Consider the following 13375-nt stretch of genomic DNA (forward strand, 5'->3'; position numbering starts at 1 on the left):
TGAACAGCTTGCATATATTTAAATATATTGATTTAAAGGAGTTTACATATGCTTTATAACAACATTCTATTACAAACATACTCTCCTGAGGGGCTAAATGCCTCTCTTATCTCTTTTTATTCTGAGTGGAAAGAACGTTACCTTCGTACAGTGTCTAATACTTATCCAACTCAACAATATCTCTTTTACACCTTGGATCAACCTAATCTTCTACCTGCTGTCACTTGTTCAGAAGCTATGGGATATGGCATGTTCATTTTCCCTATGATGAGTATCTTTGATCCTAATGCAAAACATCATTTTCATGCCCTATATCGTTATATTCAACACTATCCTAGCTTCTACAATCCTCATCTTATGGCCTGGCAACAGATTATGACACCTGATGGCCATATTATCAATGCAACTTCAGATACTTCATCCGCCACTGATGGAGATATGGATATCAGTTACGGACTCCTCTTAGCACATAGACTCTGGGAACAAGATAAGGACATAGATTACCTCCAGGAAGCACGTCTTCATATCCAGGCCTTGATGACAAGTTGTGTCAGTCCAAAGGATTCTATTCTCTACCTTGGTGATTGGGTCTCTGGTCTCCAAGAAAATGACTTTAAATATGTTACAAGAAGTTCTGACTTTATGGGTTACCTTATTAAAATTTTTGCTCAAGTAGACCTCAAAAATAAACGTCGCTGGCTACAGGTCCTTTCTCGCATAAACCATATTATCGACGGTCAACTTACAAGACAAAGTAAAACAAATGGTCTTATGCCTGACTTCTTTAAAAAGGAAGGAAAAAGTTATATGGCTCCTACATCACAAGTCCTCGAATCTCTTCATGACGGGGATTACTTCTATAATAGTTGTCGTACGCCTTGGCGGTATGCTATGAACTCTATCCTCTTCCACTCGCCTACCTCTTACGAAGTTCATCTACTTAATCAATGGATAAAAAAGAAAACAAAAGGCATGCCTTCACAAATTGTATCAGGTTATTACATTGCAAATGGTATACCAGGTGACGGCTTTGGTGAACCAAATAACCTTGCCTTTATTGCACCTTTTTTAGTCAGTGCTATCGCTGAAAAAGGTAATGATGCGTGGATTTTGTCTCTCTGGAATACGCTTCTAGCTAAACCTATAGATGAATGTACTTTTTATGAAAATACCCTTAAACTTATTGCCATGATTATTGCAACAGGGAATTGGTTATCTCCTATATAAATATCTTTTATCCCTTATTCAAAAACTTAAATTTTCCTTTTAAAAAGGTGATGTAGTCTTGTCTATCTTGATGCTGCATAAAATCCTCCTGTATCACCTTTTCTATCCACTCTAACTTTTCTTTAGAATGGGCTTCATACCTTTTGATGATTATCTCACCCAATTGTTCTAGCCTTAGCATTTCTTCATAGACATCAGATATGTATTCAAAACTTGTAACAGCTACCGGCTGCTCACTTATAAAGGCAAAAGGAATATCTTCTTGTTTACTATAATTTTGAACTGAATCTACGCAATAAATAAATCCTCCTTCACCTTTATAGGTTTCTTCAGTAGCCTGTGGGTAGTATTCTTCTATAACTAAAATACCTTCTTTATTAAATCCATAACTTGCCCATGTATAAAATTTCCCTTTATGCTCTATTTTCTGCTCTCTATGGAACTTTTCAACTGCATTGCTCAAATAGACAAGTGTATTGGCTCTTCTACTAGTCAAGTACACCCATGGCTTGCCATGATTTGAAATACTTGGTTTGAGTACCTCAATGTCTGGAACCTTAGACCCATGGTAAAATCTCATATGCTCTCTCCTAACTTTCATGTATCTTATCATACTAAGTACCACAAAATTACTTAATATGCTGTTACTTTTAGCATTTCTCTATCAATCCTATTTGCTTCAATTGTTGCTCTATTTCATATTCATTGATTGTGCAACGTGTTTCACCTAACTCAATAGCTGGCTTTGTCTTACCATGATAATCACTGCCACATGTTATCAACAAATGAGATGATTTCCCTTTATCTAAGAAAAATCTAATAGTCTCTTCATCATGATAGTTACTAAATACTTCTACGCCTTGTATCCCCTTTGTAACTAGCTCATCAAACACTTCATAGTGTCCTTTTAAGTTTTGTCCAGGATGAGCAAGTACAGCAACACCACCATTCTTTTTAATAAGTCCCAAAGTTTCTTCTAATGTAGGATAAATAATTTCTGTATAGCAAGGTTTGTCTTTAGCATAATAATCCCAGTAAAAATTCACATAAGGGTTATCGCTTCTTATACCTTCTCTACGATAAGGCTTTAATAACTCATTTTCTCTATATCTCACATCATTGAGTAAAACTTCTGCAAACATTTCTCCTGTATAAATACCGTTGCTACTTAACTTATCTAAGTCTTCTTGATAAATATTAAACCCTAACTGATTGGTTAATTCAAGCTTCTTCCTAGAACTTTTTAATTCTTGCTGCATTATATTTTCTTCTATTTTAGTAAAGTCCTCACCAGTTGTACCTATACCATATCCTAAAATATGTAGATTGATTGCTTTGTAAGTACAATCTATCTCTATTCCTGTAATATATTGAATCCCATGAGTCTTTGCCACCTCTTTTGCCTCATGTACACCCCTTACGCTATTATGGTCTGCAATAGCCATAATACGTATGCCCTTATCCTTACATTTTCTCACTAATTCACTGGGTGAAAATTCACCATCATCACTATAAAGGCTATGCATATGTAAATCAATAAATTTATTCATCTTCCAACCTCCTTACTTTTCGTTTGCACATCATACTCTATCTTATCTACTTCATGCTATAATAATAACCTAGGTTTATTCAAATAAATATAAATATTTATAGACTATAACAGTTGTACATTATATAGCCGTTATATATTATTTAATTTTTTACATTTAGGGGGAGATATAAATGTTTACTTTTTTCAATCAGTTCGATACACTTTCAAATGCACAAGTAACTCTAAAAATCACCGAAAAAGTCCAAGGTAATGATGTATTCTTACCTTTTTATTATTATGATATCTATGAAAATTCTACTGGAGATTTGATAGGTAAAATAAGTATACGCATCGGTAATAACTACCATGCCTATTATAACGGGCACATTGGTTATGAAATTGACAAAGCCTACCGAGGCCATCACTATTCATATTATGCCATTCTACTTGTTCTTACTGTTGCTCGAGCACATCATATGCATACACTTAATATTACTTGTAAGGTTTCTAATAAAGCCTCTAGAAAAATTATAGAAATGACTCAAGCAACCTTTAAAGAAATCTCTAAAATCCCTACTGACTGCTTTTTCTACCGTGAAAATATTGAAGACTACTGTATTTATGTTTTAAACCTCTAAATACAAAAAATAAGACTGTCGCAGCTCTCCTTAGCTGCTTCAGTCTTATTCATACCTTTTAATCTATTTATAAGTATTTGTTACTTTCTAGGTCTTTTAAATACCATAAAACTTTCATCCAATTTGTTAGGTTGCCCATAAGCTTGCATTTTAGGTTCATGCATATTGACAAGTTCCCATTCTTCTTTTCCGTATGCATTTAAATGCTCTTCAATACTTAACTCATTCTTCTCGTTCACAAATTGATCAAAGGCTATTGTTTTGTATTCCCATTCCATTTTGATTGCTCCTTCCTTTTATTTAGGGACACTATACTACTTAATCTCTCATACTTCATATTTTAGTGTCAGCAATCTAGAATCTATTTATACCTTAATCTATCTTATATATTGTATACAACTTTAATTTATTTATCTTCCATTCTATAGCCATATCTATAGATTGTCTCTACCTGAAGCCTTGGCATTTTCTTTCTTAACCTTCTCATCAAATCATCAACTACGCGGTCACTTCCAAAGTAGTCTCTTTCCCAAATGTTATTCAAAATTTCGTCGCGCGTAAAAGGTCTTCCTATATTATTGTACATCAACACGAGTAACTTATACTCTCTACTAGATAAATCTAAGAGTGCCTCTTGGTCATATACTTTATGGGTATTAAAGTCTATTTTGTATCCGGCAATAATTCCTGTATCTTCTGACTTATAGCATCGATCGATAATTTTTTTGACACGTAGTACAAGCTCTTTAGGCGAAAAAGGTTTGGCAATATAGTCTTCTGCACCTTTTTCTAACCCTAGTATTTTGTCAAAATCTTGGTCTCTCGCTGAAATCAGTATAATGGGTAATTTAGGATCTATTTGCTTGAGTTCATCCATCAATTCAAAACCACTTTTACCTGGTAACATAATATCTAAGATCCATATATGCATGTCCTCTTCTATTACTTCACTAACTGATTCTGCGCTATTAAAAGCAAAAACTTTATAATTTTCTTTTTCTAAATAACTCTTGATAATATCATTTAGATTTTTTTCATCTTCCACTAATCCAATACGAATTTCCATCAGAACTTCCTCCTACTCCACAACTGTAATGGTATTTCTGATCATTCCCATCCAACATGAATACATAAAGTTCCCTTCTTCTGTTGGCATAAACTCAAATACATTTTCTCCTTCTTGAAGTGAAGCAAATATTTCGTACTCTGGAATATTAACTGCATAGTTACAGCCCGTTAAATTTCCAGGTTTTACATTCATTTTAAGTCTTACAGGGATATCCTTTTGTACCACAATATCCTCATACCTTCTAGGACCTACATCAATATTTACAACCTGATAACCATCTTCCATGATAACATTACGATTATCTAAACTATTTCCACTAGCTAGTGCTGTATTAATACCTGCTGTTGTTAATCCATTTAACATCATACTTATACCTAAGACTATAACTAAGTAGCCTCCCATTTTAAAGACCAATGTTTTTGATCCAACAGATAGCTTGTTAATAAATACACCCAATCCTAACATAAGTGGCACTGTACCTAAACTAAAAGCTAACATTGCTAATGCACCTTGTATAAAACTTCCTGTACCAAGGGCATAAATCTGCATCATCTGAAGAGGCCCACAAGGCATAAGTCCGTTTACAAGCCCTAATATAAATGGCCCTCTATCATGACTGAGCTGATACCTTATCTTTGACAATTTTAAGTTCAAGTGTTGCATGAACTTAAGATTTGTTAACGCTACAACGCCTGCATTATTTAACCCTATTATAACCATAAGGCAACCAAGTACAATGGGTACGACTGCAAAAAAAGTATTCCCTAAAGTTATCCCTGCCCCAACGGCTCCTACTATACCTCCTAGAAGTGTATAAGAAATAATTCTTCCTATATTATATAAGATATTTCTTTTAAAGTTGTCCTTTTCGCTTGTTACTTGAGATAATGCAATCCCCCCACACATGGATATACAGTGGAAAGAGGTTGTCATACCTATAATAAATAACATGATCAGACTTAGGCTATTACCTCCTGTTAAAAGTGTAGAAAAATCAGGAACAATGCTACTTATGATTAAGAACAGGAGTATTGCTATTCCCGCTAACATCCATACCTTTTTAGGCTTTTCCTCCTGACTTTCCAGCTCTTCCATAAGTTCATAGCCAAGTACTTCTAAAATCTTTTTGATTTCTTGTAACCTAATTTGACGCGGATCATAATCTATCTCTAAACTTTTAGTTTTCAACTGCACTTGTGCCTTTTGAATCCCTTTTTTATTACTTAAATTTTTTTCTATCTTTTCTTTGCACTGGCTACACGTTATGCCACATACTTTATATACCTTATTCATTGTTTCACCTCAACTATTATTGGATTGAATAGAGCTATTCTAACAAAATAGTTTGGTGTAATTACTAAGTAAATATGGAATAATTATGTGATTTGCTTAGTAATCTTAAATGTTACCCCACCTCGTTCATTGACAAAGGTAATCTCATATTGATAGAGTTCTACAGTCTTTTTCACAATGGAAAGCCCAAGACCTGTTACGCCACCTTTGCCTACCTCAAAGGGATTAAATAAACTTCCATTCATACTCGCTTCAATAGGTGGACCATCATTGTACATAGAAAAGACACCATCTTTAACTATAATCCTAATTTGGCTCTTCGCATAGCGTTTGGCATTATCTAACAAATTTTCTATGACAATGCGCCACTTTTCTGTATCTCCAAGGAAATAGGACTCATCTAAATCACTTTCAATATATAAAGGCTCCTCTCGGTCTTGCATATACCCTACAACTTCAAGGACCAAGTCTTTCATTTTAAAAGTATCAGGAATCTCCTTTTGACTTTTAATATATTCTAAGCGATTTAAATAGAGAAGACTTTGTACTCTTCTTTGCAAGCGGTCTGCTTGATCATAGATAACATGAGCTGTTTCTTCTACTGTACCATAAGGATAAACTGCATCAATAATCCCTTCTGCATAGTTTTTGATCACCGATAATGGCGTCTTTAAATCATGAGATATATTGTGAATCATATCTTGCTTTACTTGGTCATTCTCATAAAGTTTTTGACGCATCGTTTCTAGTGAGGTCATCACTTCTTGAAACTCAGCAGTATAATGATCTGTTTTTATAGGATTATTTAAATTTCCCTCACCTATTTCATCTAGCTTAAATTGAATATCTTTAAGATTATTAATCAGTCTAGCATTCCATTTGTAAAAGATAATCAAGATAATACCTATAGTGATACCAATAATCATAAGTACATTCATAAAGAGCTGATTAGATAGCATGGAATAATTGGTCTCTATTTTATATGAAATAAGGATATCTCCTTCATATTGGGTATTAATCACATAATAAATCACTTCATGCCCTTGTACATACTTATACATTCCAAGTGGTTTCTGCTCGGCAACTGCTTTGTCATCCATCTGCAAAAAGAATTCTTTATACATTAATCTTTGATGCAATAAATCTTCTGTTATATCTTCATCAATATTTGTCTCTAATTGACTATATAAGATATGGTAGATGCCATCATATCCATTATACTTTTCAAGTCCTTCTTGACCTAGTTGACTTTGGACTTCTACTATATGATTAAATATTCTATTATCAAAAAAGTATCGCATTGTGCTTGGCAAGATGGTACAAAAGACAACAATACTTCCTATAATGATTACACAAACCGTCAAAAACAACTGATAGTTTAACCTTGTGATCTTCTTCATTCATTTAGCTTCCTTTTACTTATTATTTTGGATATGACTTAGTATGCCAATCATGGCTATTATAACACCTTTTAACACATACAAAAAATCAGTTAATGCCTCTAGATGACATTAACTGATTCTACTTACTTTTTAATGGCAACCGAAGCCATTTCTACCTCTATTAGAACCCTTGTTACTCATACGCTCTATACAGTAGTTGAACATCTCTTTTGCTTGTTCTTCTGTAAGGTTACCTAACTCAATTTGTTGCTCCATCATATCTCTCATTTCATCATAGATGTTGCTATAAGTATCCTCACCTGCTGATAGCGTTACTGCTTGATTATTTACTGTAGCTGTAAGTTCTACCGGTACTGTACCTGTGTTATTCATAGGGGTTGGCCCTTTTGCAAATAATGAAAAACTTCCTACTGCCATTATCCCAACAACTAATACACCTAAATATTTTGCTTTCATATTGTTCCTCCATCTATTCACTGAATTTGCTAGTGCATAATGGGATTATATAAGAGGACTATCTGAGAATGATGGAATAATTACGGAAAAATTATGTGTTTTGCTTTTTATCTCAAAACTGACATGTTACATAAGTTTAAGTAACATCTTTGTGGAATTTTTATACGTATTCTATTTTTATGTCAAATCTAGAAATTTACTTTCTTGATTTCGAAGAAGACTTCTAAAAATACAACCTTTTTATTGTACAAAGTATAAGAATTTTTTATAGGCCTTGCCAATTGTATCTAATCAAAGCATGTCACCAATAAAAAGCCAGCTTAAGTTTGCGTATGATTTTGAAGTAGAAGGCAACTTAAGCCGGCTTTTATTGTTATTAAATAAATTTTTCATAAGTACACTAAATCAAGACTTCATCTCTAATAACAAATAAAAATCTGTTTAAATTACTAATCGTTCATTTTAGTTCTAAACTTATGGTGTAGTTATAGGACACGTACAAGGACATGGTGTTGTTGGTGTTTGTGCATATACATGATGTGCTTTTGTCCTTACTCTAAACTCTCTTTGACCACATTGTGTCGTGCTATCATCATTAATTGCAAATTCTACACAATTACATTCTCTATCATGACACATATTATCTGTGGTTGTTCCTGTTGCTGGAATTCTTACTACTTTAGTTGCATAAGGTGTTTCTGCGATAAGATTACCTGATGCATCCCTTGTTACCTCACTTAATAAAACAGCTACATTAAGATCCTTTTCCTGACAAGCAGTAGCATGGAGGTGTACAAAAAGTCTCCTACCATTTGGTTTAACTACAGCTTCAACAGGTGGTGTATGCACTTCTTCTTCACAAGGATCCAAATAAATAGATTCAAAAGTATCTACATCACAGCCTTCGCAGCAAGTAGGATTACAAGTAATTGTAATTTCTGTCACATTAGGTGTGAAATTAACTTGATTCCCTTCAGTATCTGTATAGGTTACCGTTCTGTTTACTGGTAACGTGGCACTGGTAGAACCTAAATAGCCTACATAGAAACTTAAAGTTGCAGCCTCTGTTGTGGATTTACCTAATACATCTAATTTCCAAGTAATAGATTTACCAGATATAGTATAACTAGCTGTAGTTGTACTTGGTTCTATATGAGTGATTGGAGGAAGAATTTCAAATTCATCTTCTACTGTATCTACTACAGTGATATTTGTTGCGCCTGGCTTCGTAATATTGGCTGCTAAATCTTCAAATGCTTGTTTTAAATCCGCTGGTGTAGGTGCAATGAGTACATGTGTACTATCTGGATCGCTTGCCCAATTATTTAGATTTGTAGGGTTAACACTGCCTAAACCTATAGCATATATCTCAATACCTTGTGCACGTGCTGCAGCTGCAGCTGGATCCGCATTACCACCTGTAGTGGTTTCTCCATCTGTAAACATAATCATAATCTTTTTATTTGGAGGAGTAAGAGGAGGTGTATACTGAGCAGTTGCAAGTTCAAATGCCTCCTTGTGATTCGTATTACCACCAGCTACAAGAGCTTCAATTGCGGTATTTAACGTATTCACATTTCTTGTAAATGCAGTATCCAATGTTGCATTATCTGCGAAAGAAACAATCCCTATTCTACTAGGTGCTCCTATTTGACTAGGATCTCCTGGATTTGTTGCTTCTTGAATAATTGTTACAAATTGATGTGCAGCAAGCTTAAGTTGAGCAATTGGAGTTCCTCCCATACTACCTGATCGGTCAAGCACAAGCATAATATCTACTGGATTTGTTGTAATATCTGGTGCAGCATTAAGTGCTAAAGTTATCTGAGCCTTTTCCTTACATGTAATACTTGTAGGTGTAATTGTTTTAGTAGCTACTGAAATTCCCATTTAAAATCACTCCTTTATATTTTTTATTGTGCCTCTTATGACAGTTATGTTTAAATATCCAATAGCTGTATAGATTAATAAATATAATGAGCCATTACTTCCACCTTAATATCTTCCTTACATTCATCAGTAAACAAGAAGTCAAATTCATCTACATAAAACTTACAAATTTTTCTGCAGCATGGGGAATATCCAGTAAAAACTTTGCATGTTTTTAAAGCATATAACCTACCATTTACAAAAATTTGTACACCTACTACAATTTTTCTACAAGGACATACATTATAGAGATAAACAGGAACTGTTAGTAAGTGACCCTCATCAGAAGCTTGAGTAGCTATATTAATATATTTAGTGTCTTCACATGCTTTAAAGTCTATGTCTACAATACATTCCACATTGGCTCCCCCCTACTTATCTTGGACTCCTTTCTCTATAATTTATGCTTGGACTTTTTAAAACGTTCATCTTTCGACATAATTATTAATTCATATTCTAGATGTACTATTTCAATAAAGATGCTTCTATTATATCTTTACGATATAATAACTTTAGATACTTTCTTTCCTGAACGCAACAAAAGCCAGCCTAAGTTGCCCTCCCCTCCAAAATCACGGGCAGACTTAAGCTGGCTTTATAGGTGACATATTTATTCGGATTCTTAGTCTAATTTCATCAATAGGGTTTTGTGTAAGTCGTTGTTAGGTCCCTTCCTAGCCGATTCTCGTCCTTACCAAAGCGCCTGGTAACCCTGCCGGTGAAAGAGGTCGCAGTGACTTTACACCATTAATCGTCTGGCCACTTGTAACACATAAGAGGTACTATCCGGTTACACTTAACGTTTTACACAGTATGTATTATTGACTCTATTATAAAGTTTGAATCCTCATTTATGCTTTCATCCTCCACCCTAGTGTCACCGCTAAAGTAGGAATGCCTAAGAAAAAAGTGTTCTTTTGGGAGGGGAGGCAAAAGTTAACGTCCTTCTTTCTTAGTGGTATAGGATCCTGAGTATCTAGAATATCAATCGCCTATACTTTTATATTAAGTGTTACTTTATACTTGGTACTGCATGTCTTTTGATATATTTAGTATACTCCTTTGAAACTTTTCTTTCAATTGACAGAATTAACAAAATATTATTTTTCTATTTTTATCTTTTCTAAGGGTTTGTAAAATAACCTCTCTTTATTCGTACTAGAATTTGTATACTTTTATAAAAATAGGGTATAGAATAATAAACCCATTATTCTATACCCTATTTTTATATTTTTTCTATGCTAATCCCACTATAATAATGTCTTAAAATTTCCTTATAAGTATAACCTCTCTCTGCCATACCTTGTGCACCGTTTTGACTCATACCGACACCATGTCCATATCCACCACCATATAGATCTATTTCACTAATCAACTCTGAGTCATCATAGTGGATATCCATGCTGAAGAAAGCACTTGGTAATAAAGACATATTTTTGATTTCGCTGCCATCTGCACGGGTAACCACAATAGCTTCTTTAGTCGCATCCTTTTGTGCCGGTGCAAAGAGTGAGCGTACAAGATATTCGGTTCCTACACGTATGGTTGCTTCTTCACCTTCTATAACCATCTCCATAATATTGCCGCCTTCTCCGCGTTTTGTTACTTGAATTTGCTTGATTGCACCAATATTATTAAGCTCGCCAACGACCCAATCATTGCCTTTTTTCACCTTGACCATGTTTGGATAATTGGTGGAAAGGTTATAAATATTGCTATTAACTATATGTTCTAACTGCTTGGCATCCATATGTACTTGCCATCTAAACCAAGGTGCATCTTGGTCAAAGGCATCTAATTCTTTAGCTGATTTAGTAAAGAAGCTATAAGCATTCTTTTCACTGGATAAGTCTTCAACAGCTCTTTCACCTATATATTGTTGTCTTGCTACAAGGTAGCTTGGTGTATTACTAGGGAAGATCTCACCAATAGCCCACGTCTCACCGTAGTTTGCAGTATATCCTGCTGACGTTGAGAAGAAGTTACCATTTACAATGCGGTCGTTATACATCATGACCTCACCTTTAGTTTCATTCACTGCGTTATAAGCAGCTTCATCTGCTGGCACTTGGTTATACACTTGACTTGCTACTGTGTCATCTAATTGGGCACCATATTTTAGGTATTTATTACTTTTTTGTTGTGATCTTGTAAAGCTTCTTGCGGCAATAGCTTGTGCCTTTAGTGCTTCTTTATCATAGCTTGTTGGCATTTCACTTGGAATTACCCCTGCAATATAGTCTTCTATGTTGACTTCATTAACAAGTGTATAGCCTTCTTCTTCCTTATAGACTTCTAAAGCACCTTTATAAGAGGGATTAGTATCTTTTCTCTTCATAGATACAACCTTCAAAATCCCCTCTCCTTTGGGTGTTAAAGTTACTTTATTTTTTCCAATTTCCCAAGTCATCTCCTTAGCATCCCAAGTCTTGTCTGCTTCAAAATGAGTCTGCTTATCCCCATAGGTCACTGTAAAACCTGTTTCACAGCTTATCTGTACATTTTCTTGATTATAACCCGATGTACCATCTGTTGATAGCAAGATACGTACATCTTGTGACAAGGTGTCATCAATAACCTTAAGGGTTTGTATGCAATCATTTTCCATTGTATAGGTTACCTTAATACCTGAAAAAAGTTGACCTGGTTGCTTATAGACCTCATTACCTGTGCCATCATAAATGGTTAACTTTTGAAAAGGTAGCCTCCCCGCTTTTGCAAGCTCAACATATTCATCTGTCATTCTCACCACCGTATCGCCTACATCTTCTTTAACTTGTTGATAATTAGTAATCGTATTATTTTGTATATTTACAGAACAAATCTTACCTACTTCTTCTGCTGGGATGATTTGATTGTTATAGGTAAGTTCATATTCTCCTACACGAAGCGTTGCCTTTCCATCTTCTACAGATACAACATAGCATTCATTAATACTACTTGTTGCACTCATTGTATCTACAATACCTAGTATTTCATTGTTTTTTACAATGGCTTGCAACGTATAGCCTACGCATGGGTCTAAGATTAAACCTTCAAATCCATAAACCCCTTTATCAGTAAGTACTTGCCATGCACCAAGCTTACTATCTGTAAGGGAAGTTGCCAAAATACTTAACTCTTCGTATTGTAAAATTTCCTTTTTCCCTGCATGTTCTAAGGCTTGTTCAAAGCCTTTTAAAAACTGTTTAAGGGTCAAGTCTTTCTCTGATACATCTTGTGTACCATTAACATTCACTGAATATCCATCACCTAATATATCTGCAAAGAACTGACTTGCTTCTTGATAAGTCATAACTTCCATGGCTTCTTCTTCATTAAAAAAACTAAATTTAGCATCTTCCTTTAAACGTGTGTAGTATTTACTGTACCACACCTCACCATTAGCTCCTTGTTTTAAATCTGCATCATCCATTAAGGTATAAGCAACAATTTTAGCAATATTTGCTTTGGTACAAGGTGTCATATTTGAAGGTAATGTTGTTTCTTCTTCACTTGGCACAACACCCTTACTAATAGCTTGCTGTGCTTTATTCATCCACTCTCCTAAATACCCCTTGCCTTTTTCTAGAAATTCTTTCCCTGATTGTCCACTTACCAAGTACATTCCAATAGCAATTACAAAGAGGAGAACTAATATTGTCACACCTTGACCTCCACTTTCTTCATATCTTCCTCTTCTACTATGTCTTGTATTTCTGCTGCTTCTGTAATCTCTACTACTCCTGTACCCTCTATCGTATCTACTCATAGTCCTCCTCCTTATTTATTCTTACCTTTTGTATGGCACTACTTTAGCTTGTACTATATATATTCTCCCTTGTTCCTA

12 protein-coding genes are annotated in these 13375 nt (G+C 34.6%); 2 read left to right on the forward strand and 10 right to left on the reverse strand.

Annotated features, from left to right (window positions below; genetic code table 11):
- The first annotated feature begins 48 nt into the window (after positions 1–48).
- Complete coding sequence (locus PBV87_RS20630; RefSeq protein ID WP_271013561.1) at positions 49–1227, forward strand: glycosyl hydrolase family 8; 1179 nt, start codon at positions 49–51, stop codon at positions 1225–1227.
- Between the two features lie 7 nt (positions 1228–1234).
- On the opposite strand, the gene PBV87_RS20635 is transcribed toward PBV87_RS20630, so the two are convergent.
- Together PBV87_RS20635 and PBV87_RS20640 are read right to left on the reverse strand one after the other, a co-directional pair.
- The gene (locus PBV87_RS20635) at positions 1235–1807 is read right to left on the reverse strand and encodes a hypothetical protein (RefSeq protein WP_271013562.1); all 573 of its coding nucleotides are present in this window, start codon (positions 1805–1807) and stop codon (positions 1235–1237) included.
- A 70-nt stretch (positions 1808–1877) separates the two neighbouring features.
- Entirely contained in the window at positions 1878–2777 is a 900-nt protein-coding gene (locus tag PBV87_RS20640; protein ID WP_271013563.1) for a PHP domain-containing protein, read from the reverse strand.
- Between the two features lie 172 nt (positions 2778–2949).
- Here PBV87_RS20640 and PBV87_RS20645 point away from each other — a divergent pair, with 172 nt between their 5' ends.
- Positions 2950–3396 carry a GNAT family N-acetyltransferase gene (locus tag PBV87_RS20645; protein WP_271013564.1) on the forward strand — a complete coding sequence of 149 codons (447 nt, stop codon included), beginning with the start codon at positions 2950–2952 and terminating at the stop codon, positions 3394–3396.
- Positions 3397–3476: 80 nt separating this feature from the next.
- Here the strand turns inward: PBV87_RS20645 and PBV87_RS20650 are convergent, their stop codons facing one another.
- The 8 genes from PBV87_RS20650 to PBV87_RS20685 form a co-directional block, all read right to left on the reverse strand.
- A complete protein-coding gene (locus PBV87_RS20650; protein ID WP_053985530.1) occupies positions 3477–3674 on the reverse strand; it encodes a DUF4177 domain-containing protein in 198 nt (65 codons plus the stop codon).
- Positions 3675–3802: 128 nt separating this feature from the next.
- The gene (locus PBV87_RS20655) at positions 3803–4462 is read right to left on the reverse strand and encodes a response regulator transcription factor (protein ID WP_271013565.1); all 660 of its coding nucleotides are present in this window, start codon (positions 4460–4462) and stop codon (positions 3803–3805) included.
- Between the two features lie 12 nt (positions 4463–4474).
- Complete coding sequence (locus tag PBV87_RS20660) at positions 4475–5758, reverse strand: urease accessory protein UreH domain-containing protein (protein ID WP_271013566.1); 1284 nt, start codon at positions 5756–5758, stop codon at positions 4475–4477.
- A gap of 83 nt (positions 5759–5841) precedes the next feature.
- Positions 5842–7158: a sensor histidine kinase gene (locus PBV87_RS20665; RefSeq protein ID WP_271013567.1), complete on the reverse strand. Its 1317-nt coding sequence runs from the start codon at positions 7156–7158 to the stop codon at positions 5842–5844.
- Between the two features lie 132 nt (positions 7159–7290).
- The gene (locus PBV87_RS20670; protein WP_271013568.1) at positions 7291–7617 is read right to left on the reverse strand and encodes a hypothetical protein; all 327 of its coding nucleotides are present in this window, start codon (positions 7615–7617) and stop codon (positions 7291–7293) included.
- 474 nt (positions 7618–8091) lie between these two features.
- Entirely contained in the window at positions 8092–9507 is a 1416-nt protein-coding gene (locus tag PBV87_RS20675; protein ID WP_271013569.1) for a vWA domain-containing protein, read from the reverse strand.
- 74 nt (positions 9508–9581) lie between these two features.
- Positions 9582–9905 carry a hypothetical protein gene (locus tag PBV87_RS20680; protein ID WP_271013570.1) on the reverse strand — a complete coding sequence of 108 codons (324 nt, stop codon included), beginning with the start codon at positions 9903–9905 and terminating at the stop codon, positions 9582–9584.
- A gap of 866 nt (positions 9906–10771) precedes the next feature.
- On the reverse strand, positions 10772–13297 hold the full coding sequence (locus PBV87_RS20685; protein WP_271013571.1) for a SpoIID/LytB domain-containing protein: 2526 nt from the start codon (positions 13295–13297) through the stop codon (positions 10772–10774).
- Positions 13298–13375 lie beyond the last annotated feature (78 nt).

The sequence above is a fragment of the Holtiella tumoricola genome, assembly GCF_027857615.1.
GTDB classification, from domain to species: Bacteria; Bacillota; Clostridia; order Lachnospirales; family Cellulosilyticaceae; genus Holtiella; species Holtiella tumoricola.